13 protein-coding genes are annotated in these 16349 nt (G+C 70.8%); 3 read left to right on the top strand and 10 right to left on the bottom strand.

The genetic code is table 11. The features are described 5' to 3' along the window. The first annotated feature begins 27 nt into the window (after positions 1-27). Genes IEZ01_RS20270 through IEZ01_RS20260 form a run of 3 tightly spaced genes read left to right on the top strand, consistent with a single transcriptional unit; the run spans position 28 to position 4126 of the window. Positions 28-1155 carry a tyrosine-type recombinase/integrase gene (locus IEZ01_RS20270; RefSeq protein ID WP_189202970.1) on the top strand — a complete coding sequence of 376 codons (1128 nt, stop codon included), beginning with the start codon at positions 28-30 and terminating at the stop codon, positions 1153-1155. Beyond that, positions 1152-3605 (top strand): site-specific integrase, encoded by a 2454-nt coding sequence (locus IEZ01_RS20265; protein WP_189202968.1) that lies wholly within the window; start codon positions 1152-1154, stop codon positions 3603-3605. Before IEZ01_RS20270 ends, IEZ01_RS20265 begins: the two co-directional genes overlap by 4 nt. Next, the gene (locus IEZ01_RS20260; protein WP_189202966.1) at positions 3602-4126 is read left to right on the top strand and encodes a DUF6262 family protein; all 525 of its coding nucleotides are present in this window, start codon (positions 3602-3604) and stop codon (positions 4124-4126) included. The genes IEZ01_RS20265 and IEZ01_RS20260 overlap by 4 nt, the downstream gene beginning before the upstream one ends. A gap of 37 nt (positions 4127-4163) precedes the next feature. Here IEZ01_RS20260 and IEZ01_RS20255 read toward each other — a convergent pair whose 3' ends face one another. The 10 genes from IEZ01_RS20255 to IEZ01_RS20210 all read right to left on the bottom strand — a co-directional run bounded on the left by IEZ01_RS20255 (position 4164) and on the right by IEZ01_RS20210 (position 16348). After that, a complete protein-coding gene (locus tag IEZ01_RS20255; protein ID WP_189202964.1) occupies positions 4164-5234 on the bottom strand; it encodes a hypothetical protein in 1071 nt (356 codons plus the stop codon). A 192-nt stretch (positions 5235-5426) separates the two neighbouring features. Further along, positions 5427-5705 (bottom strand): hypothetical protein, encoded by a 279-nt coding sequence (locus IEZ01_RS20250; protein ID WP_019884397.1) that lies wholly within the window; start codon positions 5703-5705, stop codon positions 5427-5429. After that, positions 5702-6046, bottom strand: a complete 345-nt coding sequence (locus tag IEZ01_RS20245; RefSeq protein ID WP_019884399.1) for a DUF6247 family protein — start codon at positions 6044-6046, stop codon at positions 5702-5704. The genes IEZ01_RS20250 and IEZ01_RS20245 overlap by 4 nt, the downstream gene beginning before the upstream one ends. Positions 6047-6064: 18 nt before the next feature. Continuing rightward, a complete protein-coding gene (locus IEZ01_RS20240) occupies positions 6065-6499 on the bottom strand; it encodes a hypothetical protein (protein WP_229833088.1) in 435 nt (144 codons plus the stop codon). A gap of 108 nt (positions 6500-6607) precedes the next feature. Beyond that, positions 6608-7912, bottom strand: a complete 1305-nt coding sequence (locus IEZ01_RS20235) for a TIGR02679 family protein (protein WP_189202962.1) — start codon at positions 7910-7912, stop codon at positions 6608-6610. Next, positions 7903-12018: a TIGR02680 family protein gene (locus IEZ01_RS20230; RefSeq protein ID WP_189202960.1), complete on the bottom strand. Its 4116-nt coding sequence runs from the start codon at positions 12016-12018 to the stop codon at positions 7903-7905. Before IEZ01_RS20230 ends, IEZ01_RS20235 begins: the two co-directional genes overlap by 10 nt. Next, on the bottom strand, positions 12015-13247 hold the full coding sequence (locus tag IEZ01_RS20225) for a TIGR02678 family protein (protein WP_019884403.1): 1233 nt from the start codon (positions 13245-13247) through the stop codon (positions 12015-12017). The genes IEZ01_RS20230 and IEZ01_RS20225 overlap by 4 nt, the downstream gene beginning before the upstream one ends. Further along, positions 13244-14839 (bottom strand): TIGR02677 family protein, encoded by a 1596-nt coding sequence (locus tag IEZ01_RS20220; protein ID WP_189202958.1) that lies wholly within the window; start codon positions 14837-14839, stop codon positions 13244-13246. The genes IEZ01_RS20225 and IEZ01_RS20220 overlap by 4 nt, the downstream gene beginning before the upstream one ends. A gap of 379 nt (positions 14840-15218) precedes the next feature. Beyond that, a complete protein-coding gene (locus IEZ01_RS20215) occupies positions 15219-15446 on the bottom strand; it encodes a Trm112 family protein (RefSeq protein WP_019884409.1) in 228 nt (75 codons plus the stop codon). Further along, positions 15443-16348, bottom strand: coding sequence for a DMT family transporter (locus IEZ01_RS20210; RefSeq protein ID WP_229833087.1), 906 nt, complete (start codon positions 16346-16348; stop codon positions 15443-15445). The genes IEZ01_RS20215 and IEZ01_RS20210 overlap by 4 nt, the downstream gene beginning before the upstream one ends. Position 16349: the final 1 nt, after the last annotated feature.

Here is a 16349-nt window from a genome sequence, read left to right as displayed (position 1 = left end):
GGAAGCCTCCGGCCCTTTCGTGTGGTCATGCCGTCGGGGCAGCGGTACTGGACCGTGTTGGACGAGGACCGCCTGGAGCCCGTACCGGCGGCGGATGAGTTCTTGCGGCACGTACGGTTCGGTCGTGATCAGGCGGAGTCGACGACGCGGACGTACGCCGGGGCGGTCGCGCTCTACCTGACCTGGTGCCGGCTCACCGGACGGGACTGGACGACGGCTGCGGGCCGTCTGGGCAGCTTCATGTTCTGGCTGCGGCACTCGCTGGGTGACGGCGGCGAGGTGGTGGCCGGGCCGGGCAGCGAGCCGGTACGCGGGCCGCGCCGGATCAACACGGTGCTCGCCGGGGTTCGCGAATTCCTCGCGCACGGCACGACGTTGGGCACGGTGCCGATGTTCGTGCTGTCCCAGCTCTACGAGATCGCCGACACCCGGGACCTGCCGCCCGAGGCCCGCGGCGAGGGCAGCGGCCTGCGCTACTTCGCCAAGGCACGGCACCGGGCCGCCGAGCCGGACGAGCCGGTCGGCCGCGCCACGGACGAGGAGGTCCTGGCCCTGCTGCGGGCCTGCCGCAACGCCCGGGACCGGTTCATCGTGCTGCTGCTGGCCAGGGCCGGGCTGCGCCGCAGCGAGGCCGTGGGCCTGCGCCGGGAGGACATCCACTTCGTCCTGGACGCCAGCGGGCTGGGCTGCCGGATTCCCGGCTCCCACCTGCACGTGGTGCGCCGCGACAACGACAACGGCGCCTGGGCGAAGTCGAAGCGTTCGCGCGCGATCCCCGTCGACTTCCTGCTCGTGCAGGCTTACGACCAGTACGCCGTCGAACGGGACGCCTGCCGCGAGGCCCGCGACAGCGACTTCGTCCTGGTGAACCTGTTCCGGCAGCCGCTCGGGGCGCCGATGCCGCCCGCTGCCTTGAATGACCTGTTCGACCGGCTGTCGCGCCGGGCGGGGCTGCCCGAAGGCGTCCATCCCCACGCTCTGCGGCACGGGTTCGCCAGCAACGCCGCAGACGCCGGCGCCGTCCTGGACGAGATCGCCGACCTGCTCGGCCATGCCAGCCCAGCCAGTTCGCAGGTCTACCTGCATCCCGACCCGCAGCGGCTGCGGGCCGCCGTCGAGCGGGTGGGTGCACTCGCCCCGAGGAGGAACGGATGACCTCGCCCCTGCAACTGGTGCCCGCCCCGGGATCGGATCTGCTGCCCGCCCGCGCCCAGCGGCTGCGCGAGCTGATCCGCCCCGAGACGCTGGAGATGCTGAACTGGGACGAGACGTCCCAGGTCCTGCGGCCATCACCGGACCACCCCTTCCTCGGCATGAACATCTGCGCCCGCCAAGGCTGTTGGGCCGCCGCCCGCAAGACGGAACTGGGTCTGTGCTCGGGCTGCCGCAGCAGCTGGAAGCGGAGCGGCAAGACGCCGGAGGAGTACCTGGCCACCGAGCCGAAGCAGGTCAGCAACACCTCGGGCGGCTGCGGCGTCCCCAAGTGCCAGCGCCCTTGGACGTCGTCGAGGACGCAGATGTGCATGCGGCACCGCGAGCTGTTCGTGAAGCTGGGGCGCCCGCCGCTGGCGGAGTTCCTCGCGCATCCGCGTGTCCGGCCGCTCCCGGGGCACGGCCTGTGCTCGGTGGATGCCTGCCACCGGCACCGGGCGAACGGCTCGAACCTGTGCTGCCCACCGCACTGGGTGCGGTGGAAGGAGGCACAGCCCCGCGGCGCCGACTTCGAGCAGTGGTGCCGCACCGAGCCAGGCTCTTCCGAGACCACCGCGGTGAGCCTTCGCGGACTGCCGGCCCTGGTGACCGCCGAGGTCCTCTACGGGCTCCAGGCCCGCACGGACGCCGAGATCAAGAGCCCGCCCATCCTTCTGCGGGCCCTGGTCCAGCGCCTGCGCGAACAGCAGGTGCCGCAGTTCGACGACGTCGAGATCACTCCGAACACCCACATCGCCGGCATGGCCAACGGCATGCGCCGCATGCTCGCCGCGGCCGTCTCCACCCCGGAGCTGGAGCAGATCAAGGACGTCTGGAACATGGGCGTCTTCGGCTTGGGCCAGTGGCGGAAGCTGGACTTCACGCCGCTGCACCAGGAGTGGATGCGCCGGGCCTGCAAGACCTGGGTGCTGGACGAGATCCCCCGCCGCTACGGCAAGAACATCCCCAACAGCCTCTCCGAGATGATCCTCTGCGTTCGCTTCCTCTCGAAGAGCCTGGTCCGCTCCCGCGAGGACCGCGGGGAGAACATGGCCGCGCTCGGCCGCCGCGACATCGAGGCGTTCACCCAGTACGTCGCGCAGCTGAAGCACACCGGCGAGATCAGCACCTTCCGGCACACGACGGTCTGCCGCTTCACCGGCCGGTTCTTGCGCGAGATCCGCGACATGGGCCTGACCCGCCCCGGCGAGATCCTCGCCGAACTGCCCGACGACTTCGCCCTGCGCAGGCACGACATGCCGCCGGTCATCACACAGGAGGGACCAGGCCGGGCCCTGCCGCGGGAGATCCTCACCCAGCTCTGCGAACGCCTGCCCGCCCTCGACCAGGTCCGCGACGACACCGCGGACATGCGCCATGCCATCGAGGTCCTCATCGACACCGGGCGACGCCCGGACGAGATCGGGTGCCTGCCCTGGGACTGCCTGGAGACCGACGAGCACGGCAAGTCCGTACTCGTCTACACCGACTTCAAGAACAACCGCACCGGCTGTCGCCTGCCGATCCCGGACTCCACCGCCCAGATCATCGTCGAGCAGAAGAAGGCCATGCGAGCCCGCTTCCCCGACACCGAGCTGACCGAGCTCGTCCTCTTCCCTCGGCCCCGACAGAACTCCGGCGGCACCCAGTCCTACCGGATCAGCCACATCGGCAACGTCCACCGCCGATGGGTCAACGCCATGCCGCCGCTGCTGCTGGCCGACGGCACCGAATTCCCCAAGCTCGACGTCGCCCCATACTCCTACCGGCACTCCTACGCCCAGCGTCACGCGGACGCCGGCACCTTGCCCGACGTGCTCCGCGAGCTGATGGGGCACAGATCGTTGCAAACTACACAAACCTACTATCGGGTGACGGAGAAGCGGACCCGGGCCGCGGTCGACAAGCTCGTCTCGCACCAGTTCGACCGGCACGGAAACCGAATCTGGACCGAGGCCCGCCAGCTCCTGGAGCACGAACACGCCCGCGTGCGGATCGGCCAGGTATCCGTCCCCTATGGCATCTGCGTCGAGCCGACGAACGTCAAGGCCGGCGGCCACGGCTGCCCGTTCCGGTTCCGCTGCGTCGGCTGCGATCACTTCCGCACCGACCCGTCGTACTTGCCTGAGCTTCGGGCCTACCTCGACACGCTGCTGAGAGACCGTGAACGACTCACAGCCGCGACCGAGTTGGACGACTGGGCCCGCACCGAATCGACCCCGTCCGAAGAGGAGATCAAGCGCATCCGCACCCTGATCCGCCGCGTCGAGACCGACCTCGAAAGGCTCACCGACGACGAACGCGAACAGATCAAGGAGGCCACCCGGACCCTGCGCAAGACCCGCACGGTATCCCTCGGCATGCCCGGCATCCGGGCCCCGGAGCCGAACCTGCGACTGGAGCGCGACGCATGACGACATCACCGGACCACCTGGCCAAGGCACGGGCCGCGGACTCCGAACGCCGCAAGTCCCGCGTCCTGAAAGCCCTGGACCAGCTCGCCGCCGACGGCGAGGAGATCAGCGTCTCCGCGGTCGCCCGCGCGGCCGGCGTTCACCGCAGCCTGATCCACCGCCACAACGACCTGCACACGGCCGTTCTCGCCCGCGCGGCCGAGCCCCCGCCCGGCACAACGGCCGGCACGCAGGTCAGCCGCCAGTCACTGCTGGCCGACGTCGCGAACCTCACGGCCCGCAACAGCCGCCTGTCCGCACACATCACCCGGCTCGAACGACGCCTCTCCGAGGCCCTGGGGCAGGCGGCCTGGGAAGCCTCCGGCCTCGGCGCCCCGGCAGACGTCGAAACGCTCACCCGCCGGGTCACCGAGTTGGAACAGCAGAGCCTCGACCTCCGCACGGAACTTGCCGAACGCGACGAGGACCTCACCGCGGCACGGGCGGCCAACCGCGAACTAATGAACCAGATCAACCGCTGATTCCCTAAACTGACGAAGCGTGTGCACGTGATTTCGGTCAGAGCCGCCGTTCGCTCTGCCTCTGTAGGCACCACACGTAGTACCACTTGTTGTCTTTCACCGGGCCCTTTGACTTGTCAGCAAGCATTGCCTGCGCCCAGCCCACGGCACCTCCACCAGCCCCACCCACAAGCCCAGTCACATACTCTTTGAAGACGGCCCCGTACACCGCGGCCAGGACCACCGTCACACCTGCCACCACGGCCCCCGTTGTAGCAAAGGCGCGTTGTCGACTCAACACGCGCATGGTGGATTCCAGCTCGCGGACCCCCTCCTCAATCTCAAAACCCACATCCCGCATAGCACGGTCCATCTGCTCCGCATCCACAGCCTCATCCAGCGCATTGAACTCGCGACGCAGAAACGTACGAAACCCGCGAAATGAGTTGAACTCACCCTCCGTAATCTTGCTAAATTCCCCCAGAGAAACCCCTTCAATGAAGGGGATGTCCATGGCGACAATTGGGCGGACCATCCGGTTCATCTCTGGCCGTGTCTGTGAAACCTCGACCAGTCTGCCATCCCGCAAAAGGTAATCGGCAGCCGACGACTGCGCGTGTGGAGGCTCTATCCGCTCACCGTTGACGATCGAAAGAGTGGAAATTGTAGGTAGGTACGCCGTAAGGCCCATGCGAAGCAGCCCCTCCGCGTCAAGAATCCACCTTCCCAGGGACGCGAGATCCGGGCAGTGCATCCCGTACGTAATGGAGCGATAGTTCTCATCGCTGTCAACATCACTCATAGCCACTAAGTTCCTTGTTCCGATCTCATGAAGACCAGCACCGGGGCTATGAGACATGAGCAACGTGTCGGATATCAGCGTCACTCGCTTAGTAACGGCAGCAAGGTCTTCTCCTTGCCGGGAGGAGACGTGTACGGAATACCGCTCCCCTCCGCCTGGTGGCTGCCATGGCCCCCATAGACCGTCTCCCCGCGTAAAGAACATCCCGTACTTGCGGGCTACGCTCTCAGGATCAAGGCGAGTGATACCGCGTTTCCTGAAGAACTTCCTCATCCGCTTCGCGACTTCAGGGTTCTGAACCCTTACATCCCTCTGACGTCTCCACATTCACGCAGGATCCATCACTGCACACAGGCCGTCTAGCCTCGATCCGGGCTATCCGAGAAACGAGAATCGAACCTGGCGCTCCGGGTTGTCCTTGTTCGTGTCCGCCGACCTCCGCCAGGACAACCCTCAGCGTACGCCGTACCGTCCGGCGGGCAGGCGAGACTGTGCCTGGCGGCGTCACTCTGTGCGGGGTCAGGTGTCGTGGTGCAGCGCCCCGAAGTGCTGTGCGCGGAGGATCAGGACGACATCGTCGCGATAGTCCTCCTGATACCAGACCATCACGGCCCCCTCGGCGAACGTCCTGACGCCGGATGCTGACTCGGTGATGTCGAAGGGTTTGCCGATGCGGCGGACTCCCACGGCATCGGCGATCCGCTGCGCGATCGCCTCGACCGCCAGCCGCTGAGCCATGTCCAGGCCGCCGACAACGTTCTCGGCGTCCGGTTCGTACTCCCAGGTCCAGTCGCTCACGCGGCGACAGCCTCGGCGAGAATAGACGCCAGCTCGGTCGCGGCGGCGCGGCGCTCGGCGCGGTCGTCCGACTCGCTGACGATGCGCTCGCACTCACGGAATCGGGCCAGGCGCTGCGGGTAGCGTGCGACCCCGACCCATGACCACCAGTGCTCGACAAATGCACGGGGCGGCGTGAGGGTGTACTCATCGCGGGCCTGGCGCATCGCCGTATCCCACTGCTGGTCGAACACGGCGAGGGCACCCGGGTCCAGGCGTCCGACGGCGACGCGGAGCGCGGCCGGGGTCTTCTCGGGCATGGGGATGAGGGGGCCGGTGGGCTCTGCGGCACGCTCGGTCATGGCGGACTCCGTACGGTCTCAGGCGGCAGAGTGGAACAGGGACGCAGTGTCGACGCCCGCGGCTTCCTCACGAGCTTCGGTCTGCTGCCGAGCGCGTGGCGCGGCGTCGAGTCCGGCCGAAACGCGTCCGGCCACGGTCTCACGCAGCAGCAGCTCGCACAGGACGCTCATGGACTGGATTCCCTCCCGTTCCCGGCGCTCGTCGGCGCGGGCCCATGCGACGTCTCCGATGGCGGCGAGGTGACCGCTGCGCCCGCCCGCGCGAACCTCCTCCTTCGGAAGGGGAACATCGACGACGCCGGCGGCATACCGGTCCAGGAGGACGGTGAGCAGGTGGCCGACGGTCAGGGCATCGCTTGCGGCGATGTCGTCGGCGCTGTCCCACGTGACGTCATCCACGTAGGGGCGGCGAGTAGACCGGGCGATCGTGGCCCGCTTCCTGCGAGGTGGCATAGCCCCGACCTCCGTACGTGTCGTTCATCGGGTCGTGGATCACTCTAGCGCGACCATGGCTGTTTCTCCGACCCGATCAACAATTGAGACAATGTCTGAACATGAGACCTAAGCGTGCAGAGACGGTCCCCTCAGGTCGGACAACAAGAGGTCCAGCTCTCGCTCCTCCTCGACCCGTATGCCTGCTTCCGCGAGGGCCTCGGCGAGGTCCGGGTCCCACGGCGTCCGGGTCGGCACGCCTGTGAGAGGTCGCGGCGGGAACTCCGGGTCACTCACAGCCAGGGCCCTGCGATAGTCGGTAGCGGTGTACCGCCAGGGACGCCACGGGACGCGGCGCAGCAGGGCGCCGGCGATCCGGAGCCCGCCCCAGTCGAAGTCGCCGTGATACCGGAAGGCCGAGCCGTTGCCGTGCAGGTGGCGCAGAAGAGCGAGTGCGGCGGCCGAGGGCTGGCCCTGGAGACAGATCAGGGGCGGGCAAGCGGGGCCGAGGGCGTCCGCCGCCGCGGCGAGGACGGTCGGATTCTCACAGATCCATACCACGGGAGCGGCGACGGAGGGTGGCCGACGGATGAGCTGGCGAAGCGTCAGGACGGTCGGTTCGCCCTCGTCGGCCAACCAGTCGAGGGCGGGGGTCCCTCGCAGGTTCAGGGAGAGCACCGTCGAGGACAGTTCGTCCCTCAGCAGACCTCCCGATGCCCAGGCGTCCCGCCGCCACTCGGCGCCGCTTCCGTCGGCGAACCCGGTCAGCGCGCGGATCCCGGAGAGTGTGAGGGTGGCCTCGGGGGTGCCGTCGTCCAGAGCGTGGGCCGAGCCGAGGACGCGGGCGGCGAACGCGGACAGCGAGACGGCGGGGTCGGCCGGAAGTTCACGAAGCGCGGCGGAGACTGCCGTGAGCAGGGTGTGTACGGAGTGGGGGGTACGGCCCAGGCGCCGGGCGAGGCCGTCGGCCCGCACCCTGGCGGCCCAGGCGGCCAACTCGGGCCGTTCCCGTACGAGTGAGTCGAGGGGTGTGTACGCCCGATCCCAGGCAGCTTCCTCCTCTGCTTTAGCCTGGGCGAGCGGGGTGACGGGGCCGATGAGCGCCGTGACAGCGGCGGCGAGGCCGTCGGGGCTGATGCCCGACCGGCGCAGTACGGCGTCGACCGCTTCCAGCCGTACGGTGAGGGAACGGCCACCACCGGGGGCTCTGGCCAGCAGCCGTTCGACCGCGGATCGCTGGCCCGGGGTGGGCGTGGCCAGGGAGACGGCACCCGTCAGGGGCTGCCCGGCCACGAGTCGGCCGCGTACCCGCTCGACGAGCCACTCGAGTTCCGGCACACCCAGCAGGCGGCGCAGTCGGGGGAGGTCGACCTTCGCGCGTGCGCCCCGCTCCGGTGCGGCGCCAGGCGCCGCGTGCCCGTGCGTCAGGTCCACTGCGGTTCCCGTTCCGACCCGCCCGCCGCGTCCGGTACCGGATGCCGCACGGGGTCGTCGCGGCGCTGCCGTCTCGTACCGTCCCACTCCCAGCGGGTGACGAGGACCGCTGCCACGTCGTCGATCCGGGACAGCTGGGCGATGGCGACGCCGGGGACCTGCGGGTAGCAGGCCCATTCCCGTTCACTGGTCATCACCACGTCGAGGTCGAAGGCGCTCAGCAGGCCGAGGCACTTGGCGCGCGAGTCGTCGTCCACACCCGCGAACGCCTCGTCCAGTGTGACCAGGCGGGGGGCGTGCGGGCTGCCCGCGCTGGCGTAGTGCGAGGAGGCGGCGGCGAACAGGGGCACGGAGACGGCGAGGACGCGTTCGCCGCCGGAGGCGGGGCCGGTGGCCGAGACCCACCGCCCGTGCTGGTGCCGTTCGACGCCGAACTCGTGCCAGGAGCGGTAGTCGAGGGCGGCCGTGAGGTGTTCGAGCCAGCTGCCCGTGCCGTCGCCGGAATGCTGGCGGGCGATCTGGACCTGGAGGAACTCGCCGACCGCCGTGCGGTCCTCGGCGCTCCACGCGTCGGCGGACTGCCGCAACCGCTCGCGGGCCTGGGCGAGCCCGGGCGGGGCCTTGCGCGAGGGCCGCCACACCAGCCGGAGTCTCATACCGGTGGAGGTGGGGCGGTCCTCCAGCTCGGTGTTCATGTCCCGCACCTGACGTTCGGCGGCGGCGATCAGTTCCTGGAGGGTGCCCGCGACCTCGGTGATCAGGTGGGTTTCGAGGATCTCCCGTTCGTGCGCGGACAGGATGCGGGTCAGCTCACCGACCTCCTCGGCGAGCGCTGCGGCGAGTTCGGGTACGGCACGGTCGCGGCCCTGGTAGACGATGTCGACGACCATGCCGTCTTCGACCATGCGGGCGGAGGCGCTGTGCCCGTGCCGGGACAGGGTGTCCTGCAGGGTCTTGAGCTCTTCGCTGAGCCGGCGTTGGACGCGTTCCCAGGCCGCGTCGGTGTCGTCGACCGACGAGAGACCGGTCTCGATGGCACGGGCGAGCGCGATGGCCGGGGTGGCGGCCCAAGGGCCGGCGTCCACGGCGGGGATCGCGAGTTCGGGCAGCGCGACCGCGGCCAGGCCGGTGGCGGTGAAGCGCTGGAGTGCGGTGACGGCATCCGCCCGGGCGGCCACGGCCTCCGTGAGGTCCTGCTCCAACTGCTCGATCCGCCCCTCGGCCCGGCCGGCCTCCCGGTCCGCCTCCGCGTGACGCCGTCGGGCGGTCTTCTGGTCCGCCTCGCAGATCCGCTGTGCCTCGACGGTCTCGGCGAGTCGCCGTTCGAGTTCGGCGACGGCCGCCCCGACGGTGGAGCGCAGGGTCAGGTGGCGCTCGTCCGCCGCCGCCGCTTCACGCTCCGCGTCTTCGGCGCGCTGGGCGAGCTCGCCGGCCCGCCGCTGCGCGTCCGCCGCCTCGGCGTGCTCGTCGTCCACCTGGCGCGCGGCCTCGCCCTGTTCGCGTACCGCGGGCCACAGTGCTGCCAGCGTTGCGGCGAGGGAGCCGAGGGCGTGGTGTACGCCGGTGAGTCCGGCCCGGTCGGCGGGCAGCCCCAGATCGGTGGCGGTCTCGGTGAGGTCGGTGGCGGCGTGCTCGGCTCGCCCGGCCGCCTCGGTCACGTCGGCGGCTCGCTTCTCGCACCGCAGGCGGGCCTTCCGTACGGTGTCAGCGGCGGCGCTCACGAGCGCGTGTGCCCGAGTGAGCGGCGACTCGTCGGGTACGGAGGCGAGTTCGGCGTCGACCGTGCGACGGCGGGCCGCGATCGCTTCGGATCGGGCCGCAGCGGCTTCCGACTCCTCGCGCAGAGAACCGAGTTCGATGCCGAGCGCGGCGATCCTGGCCCTCCGCGCCGCCTCGCGCGCGCCTTCGCCGATGTACGCGGCGGCGGGCTTGGCCCAGGTGCCGGCGAGCGCGCCGACACGGAAGCGGCCGTCCGCCGCCACCCAGGTCCCGGCTCCTCCCCCGCTGCCCAGGCCGATGGCGGCGAGCATACGGGTCACCGTCGCTTCGTCCGGCGAGGCGGCTCGTCCGTCGCCGTGGTCCACGTCCGGGCGCATCACGTCGGCCAGCGAGGGGCCGCTCACCGGTCCGTGCGACGGGGAGAGCAGGACGTCGTGCCCGTCGACGGCGAGGGCGGAGCCGTCGGGTAGCACCCAGGCGTCGAGGAGGCCGGATGCCTCCAGCGCCGCTTCGAGCCCCGCACGCTCGGGTTCGGGCAGGTCGTCACGGAAGTCGACCAGGCGCCACAGCGGGGCGCCCGGAAGCTGTTCGCGAAGGCCTGGGGTGCGGGTGGCGGGGGGCTGCGGTTCCCGTCCGCCACCGGCCTCCAACGCGGCGAGTTCCCGCCGCGCCTCGTCGGTGCGCTCCGCCAGCGCCGAGGCCCGGCGAGCGGTTTCGGCCGCCCGGTCGGCGAGGTCCGCAGAGCGGACGGTGTGCGCCCTGGCCGCGTGGACGCGTGCCGGGTAGGGGCCGTCGAGGTGGCGGGTCCATTCCTGAAGTTCGTCAAGGAGGCCGGTCTCGTCGGGGAAGGCCAGTTCCGTCCAGTCCCGGGAGCATTCGCGTACGTCGTCCAGGAGGACCTGTCCGGCCCGCGCGACGCCCTCCTCCGCCGCACCGTACGATGCGGTGGCCGAGGCAAGGTCGGTCTCCGCCTCGTCGAGACGGCCCGACGCCCGGCGGTGCGCGGCGGTGGCCATCTCAGCTGCTTCGAGGAGGCCGTCGACGTGGGCGAGGGAGCGCTTGGCGCGGTCCGCGGCGTCCTCGGCGGCGCGCCGCAGTTCTGGCTCGGGCAGCCGGTCGTTCCTGGGCAGCGCCACGTGCGCGGCGGTGGCATGCTCCCATGCCTGAGCGAAGGTCTCCTGGACCCTGAGCCGCGCGGCACGGAGCCGGTTCTCGGCGGCGCCGAGCCGCCCGAGCGCCTTGGTGTGGAGGGCGGTGGCCTGCTCCCGGTCCTCCCGGGCCCGGTCCGCGGCCTGCGCCGTTCGTGTCACGGCCAGCGCGGCGTGTTCCAGTTCGCGCGCATCGCGCATCTCGGGCGCCTCGCGCAGGGCCTTCTCCTGGGCCCGCAGGCGTTCCGCGGTCTCCGCCAGGGAGCCGATCTCCTCCCCGGCCGCCTCCCGCTTCTCCTCGGCGCGCCTGCGCCGCTCCTGTGCCTCGGCCAGATCCCGTTGCACGCGCTCGTAACGGGAGTGCTCCGCACGCGGAAGCCGTGCCCGGCGGCGGGTGGCGATGCGGGCATAGCGCCGGTAGTGCTCCAGGAAGGCGGAGGCGGCCCGCTCGGCGGCGGAGGCGGCGGCCAGCTCATCCTTCTCCTCGTCGAGAGAGCGGAACGCCTCGGCCATGTCGGCGATGACGGCCTGGTCCATGGGCGGCAGGGCCTCGGTGAGAGCGCGGGAGAGGGCCGCTTCGTTGGGCCGCTTGGAGAGCTGGGGCTGACGCAGCTGGATGAGCAGGTCGACCAAGGCGGCGTACCGCTGGTCTCCGAGGCCGAAGAGTGCTTCGTCGACGGCTCGGCGGTACGCCTTGGCCTGGTCGTACACCATGCCGTGGGCGGCTACCGCTTCGGCGAGCCGGTCTCGGGACAGGGCCGTGCCGGTGCCGTCCAGCAGCCGGAAGGTGTCGTCCTTGCGCTCGGTGGAGCCGTGGTCGACGCGTTGGCTGGTGACGGCGTACCAGTGGCGGGCGATACCCCTCCCGCTGACGGCCTTGAGCCCGCACAGCAGGGTACGGAAGTGCTGCTCGCCGGTCGTGTCGTCGAGCCTGCCGAACTCGATCCACGTATAGCCGAGCCGTTCGGAGTGCGGGTGCTCGCCGCCGAGGAGCAGGTTCCACTCCATCCGCTTGCCGGGGTCGCCGTCGGGTTCGACGCGGCGCGGGCTGAGGTCGCCGTCGAGCAGGAACGGCAGCGTCAGGGCAAGCACCTTGGACTTGCCGGTGCCGTTGTTGCCGCGCAGCAGCAGGCGCCCGTCCCGGAAGTGGAACTCCTCCACATCGTAGTGGAACAGGTCGACGAGCCCGACGCGCAGGGGCTGCCAGCGGGAACGCCGCGGGGTGGGGAGGCGGGTCACTGGGTGGCCTTTCGCTGCGGGGGCACGGAGGCGGAACCGGGCTCGCGGATGACGGTCTTGCCGACCGCGTACCGGGCGAGGGCGGGGCGGGCCAGAACCGCGTCCGGGGTACGGGAGACCAGGCCGAGCGCGGTGAGCCGGGCGACGGCCTGTTCGACGAGCTCCGTCTCCATGCCCGGCTCCCGGGCGGACTTCGACCAGAAGCCCCCGTGCTCGGCCGCGAGTTCGCGGACGCGGAGGGCCAGTGCGCCGAGGGCGACCGGCCCGTCGGCACCGGCGAGATGCTCGGCCAGGAGCAGGGTGATGTGGCCGTGGGTGCCCTGTTCGGGCATGCGGAGGTCGGTCAGGTCGTCGTCGGGGTCGACCATGGCGATCCCCTCGGCCCGCACCTCGGCGACGAGTCCCGTCAGCTCGGTGATCCGGGCGGTGAGAAAGCCGCGCTGCCGGGTGAGGTAGCCGAGCTCGGCGTCGGTCAGGTCGTCGTAGTAGAGCACCGGATCGTCGAGCAGCCTGCGGGTGAGCGAGCGGCGCATGGCGCGGAAGCGCAGCTCGTCGCTGTCCAGGGCCGTTTCCGCGACGAGCTCGTCGAGCCGGTCCTCAAGGTCGTCCGCCCGCACGGTGGAGGGGCCACGCCGAGTGGCGAGAAGGCCGGCCAGGACCCGCCTTTCCACGTCATACAGGACGTCGCCCACCCCGCTGACGTACGCCTCCTCCTCGCCCGCGACGCGCCGCAGCACTCCGAGGTCGAGCAGAAGCCGTACGACGGCGGCGAGGTCGAGACGCTCGTCCCGGCGCTCCAGGGCGAACTCGAGACCCGCTGCGGCGAGTCGGGGATCAGCGGCGTCGAGGACGATCTGGTTGGCGAGCCGCCCGAGTGCGATCTGGGCCTCGCCGCGTTCGAGAGCGGCGAGTGCGAGGCAGAACAGGACGTAACGGCGGCGGGTGAACGGGGCGGCGCCCCGGCTCGCGTCCCTGGCCGGGTGCGTGGGGTCGGTGAGGACGCCGGGGATCTTGCGCAGCCGCGCCGTCTCGGCGTCCGCCTGGAGGGACCAGCCCGTGTTGCGGTCGAACCACTCCCTGAGCTCGGTCGCGTGCCGGCGGACGAGACGGAACTCGTCCGCGTGCTGGCCGCGTGCGAGGAGGAGGGGGTGCTTCAGCAGGGCGCGCGCTGCCTTGCGCAGGTCGGCGGCGTGCTGACCGTCCAGCACCTCAGCGAGCGGTCCGGTCATCGGTGGGGGTCTCCGTCCATCGGCTCGTCTCCGTCCGTCAGGTCCACGATCTCGACGAGGTGGTCCGGACCGCTGAAGACCCCGCCGGGCGTGCGGATCTCGGCGGTGGTGCCGTCGGTGAGCGCGGTGAGCCTGATCTCCATGGAGCCGTCGTTGCTGGTGGCCACGGTGTGCCTCATCCCGGGTCGCCAAGTGGCCAGCGCGTCCCCGAGTAGCTGGAGGAACAGACCGAAGGAGGCCGAGTCGAGCTCGCCGAGTTCGGACAGGCGTGTGACGCCGTCGGTGACGAGCCGGGCGCGGGCGGCCGCAGTCTCCGCGGCCTGCTTGGCGGCCGTCTCGGCGAGAGCACGCCGCCGCTCCTCCCGGTCCTCGACCTTACGGGGCTTCCCGCGCCGCTCGTAACTCCCGGTGCGGCGCAGCTGGGGGCTGATGCGTAGCGGCTCCGCCTCGGCCCACGGAGTGGCAGCCGGGACGGACCGCGCCGCGCGGGCGGTGAGTGTGTCGGCGTCGACGGTGAGATGCCGGGCCGAATAGAGGCCGAAGGCCGCCCGCCACAGTCGGTGCCGGGCGTCGTCGTCGGCCGCCTCGGCGAACCAGAGGGCCAGCGTCCGGAAGTCGGCGGACCGGTCCGAGCGCCCCGACCGGCGCTCGTTCAGCGCCCGTACGACGGCCAGGAGCTGCGGGATCGCACCGAGCGCCCGGCCACGCAGAAGCCGGGCCTGCGACTCGCGCCCGTCCCTGCTGATGAACCACGCGCCGAGCCCCGCCCAGCGTGCGGCCCACCGCTCGTACACCGCACGCTCCGCACTCTCGGCCTCCTCCGGCGAAGCGTCGGCGGCCTCCCGCCCGGCGGCCGCCCGCAGCAGGGACTCCGCCCTTCCATCCTCCTCCAGCTCCAGGATCAACCGGGCGATCCGCCCGCCCAACGTGATCAGGTCCTGGATGAACCGCTCCAGGTACTGGATGAGCCGGTCCTTGTACGCGAGGAAGACCTCTTCCTCGACGTCGTGCAGGTCCATGGTCCGCTGGAGCGATCCCATGAAGGCCCGGGCGTTGTCGGCGAGCGCGGCGAAGCGGTTGGCCAGGGTGTCGAGCGCCAGGTGTGTCTTGGCCGGGTCGGGCTCGTCCTCGGCGGCCAGCACGAGGAGTGCGCGCAGCTGGGTGACGATGTCGTGCAGCGCGACGGCCTGCAGAGCGCCACGACGGCCGAGCGCCTCGTGGTAGGCGGACAGCGCCGCCTCGGCCGCCTCCCCCTCGCGTGTGAGCTGGTAGATGAACCGCTTCCGGTAGAAGTCCTCGACGGCGGTGACCCGCGCGGTGTCCGGATCGGCCCGCAGGTTGCCCCAGCCGACGAGCTTGTCGAGCGCGGCGACGACCGCCTCCAGCTCAGCGGGGCGAATGGCCGCCGGCAGCGTGGCGTGCACTTCCTCAGGACGCAGATGGACCGCGAACCGCTCTTTCGCCACCAGGAACACCCGCATCACCCCGCGATAGAGCGGGGTGTTCGGCACGGTGAGGTGAGCGAAGGGGCCGAATCCGTCCGACTCGGGATCCGGAAGGGCGGCCGAACCGGTGGAAATGGTGACGGTCATCGCCGACCATTCTCCCCCATGGGCCGCCCCCACCGGCAGGGACCGAATCACCTGGCTGATTCACTCCGCCCCGCGATCCGCGCGCGAGGCCGGCACAGGACCGTCACATGGTACGGCCGGACGTCGCGCCTACAGTCCGAGTCCGCAGTAACCGCTACCCGAGGAACGACAAGCGAACCTGACGCTCCGGGTTGTCCTTGTTCGTGTCCGCCAACCTCCGTTAGGACAACCCCAGCGTAGCTGCGCGTGATCTCGGCTCATTCTCCACCGGGGTCACCACCATCCCCTGACTCCCGGGACTCGACGGTGCGAGGGGAACCTCCGGTTCGCAAGGAGCGCCCCGATCAGGATCAGCTTTCTCGTACCGGCCAGTTGGGGCCTAAGCGCGGTCCCGGCCGGCTGACGCGTCGTGCTCCTCCTCGGCGGCCGGTTCCTCATCGGTGTCCGGCACTCCGGAGGAAGGGAGCAGTTGCGGAATGCCGTCGACGATCGGATAGCGGCGGCGCAGGCGCGGGTTGTAGAGGGCGCCCCCGATCTCGTCGAGGATCAGCGGCCCCTTGTCGAGCGGGCAGGCGAGGATCTTCAGCAGCGGGTTGTCAGGCTTCATGGCCGGGTTCCTTCGGAAGTGGGGGTGTCCGCGTCGTGTCGTGGCAGGGTGAGCAGGACCGTCAGTGCGAGCACGGTGCCGCCGAGACGCAGTAACAGCCGCAACGAGTCCTCGGGCAGCGGCTCGGCGAACGCGATCGTGCCGCTCACGATGGTGAACACGCAGGCCACCGTCGAGCACACTGGGACGATCAGTGAGGCCCGGCAACGCTGGAGCGCGGTCTGCGACAGCACCAGTCCGCTGACCCCGGTCAGCAGGAGGAGGTACGGGTACGGGGAGGCGAGCAGGGCGGGCACGGAGCCCAGGAGGTCCGAGGTGTCCAGATGGCCGGAGACGCCCTTGATGGCGAGCGAGCTGACGCCGTAGATCAGACCGACCGCGACCGCGTAGGCCACTCCTGTGGTCGGCTGCCGATGGCGCCGGCGGGCGCGCCGCTCCGCGGCCGAGTAGAGCAGCAGCCCGGCCGCGAGGGTCGGCACGCACAGTGCCAGCAGGATGCCCGTGGGCGCGCTGCGGCTGATCTCCTCGCTGGTCCCGTACAGCGAAGCCACCACCATCACCAGCGCCAGGCCGATGACGGCCACCGCGCGTCGCTCACGGCCGGAGGGGCGCTCACCGAGCACCACCGACGAGAGCACCAGCAGGAGGACAAGCCCGGACAGGAACAGGCCTTGGGCGGCGGCGATCGGCAGGGTGCGGTAGACGGCCAGCTGCGCGGCGAACCCCAGGGCCAGCGCCATGGCCCCACAGATCCACAAGGGCCTGCGGGCCAGCAGGATCAGGGCCCGGCCCGGCTGTGCGGCGCTCAGCGGCGGCATGCTGGCCAGCGCCCGCTTCTCCAGGACGAAGCCGGTGCTGTACAGGACGTTCGCCACCAGCGCGGCGGTCACACCCCACACCACG

It is taken from the genome of Streptomyces purpureus (assembly GCF_014648195.1).
GTDB classification, from domain to species: Bacteria; Actinomycetota; Actinomycetes; order Streptomycetales; family Streptomycetaceae; genus Streptomyces; species Streptomyces purpureus.
Note: the sequence above shows the minus strand (reverse complement) of the source record. Positions and strands in the feature narration are given on the sequence as shown.

Coding starts and splice junctions, on each gene's coding strand:
- IEZ01_RS20240 (WP_229833088.1), bottom strand. CDS start 6,499: ATGCCACCTCGCAGGAAGCGGGCCACGATCGCCCGGTCTACTCGCCGC.
- IEZ01_RS20220 (WP_189202958.1), bottom strand. CDS start 14,839: ATGACCGTCACCATTTCCACCGGTTCGGCCGCCCTTCCGGATCCCGAG.
- IEZ01_RS20270 (WP_189202970.1), top strand. CDS start 28: ATGCCGTCGGGGCAGCGGTACTGGACCGTGTTGGACGAGGACCGCCTG.
- IEZ01_RS20265 (WP_189202968.1), top strand. CDS start 1,152: ATGACCTCGCCCCTGCAACTGGTGCCCGCCCCGGGATCGGATCTGCTG.
- IEZ01_RS20255 (WP_189202964.1), bottom strand. CDS start 5,234: ATGTGGAGACGTCAGAGGGATGTAAGGGTTCAGAACCCTGAAGTCGCG.
- IEZ01_RS20245 (WP_019884399.1), bottom strand. CDS start 6,046: ATGACCGAGCGTGCCGCAGAGCCCACCGGCCCCCTCATCCCCATGCCC.
- IEZ01_RS20215 (WP_019884409.1), bottom strand. CDS start 15,446: ATGAAGCCTGACAACCCGCTGCTGAAGATCCTCGCCTGCCCGCTCGAC.
- IEZ01_RS20260 (WP_189202966.1), top strand. CDS start 3,602: ATGACGACATCACCGGACCACCTGGCCAAGGCACGGGCCGCGGACTCC.
- IEZ01_RS20225 (WP_019884403.1), bottom strand. CDS start 13,247: ATGACCGGACCGCTCGCTGAGGTGCTGGACGGTCAGCACGCCGCCGAC.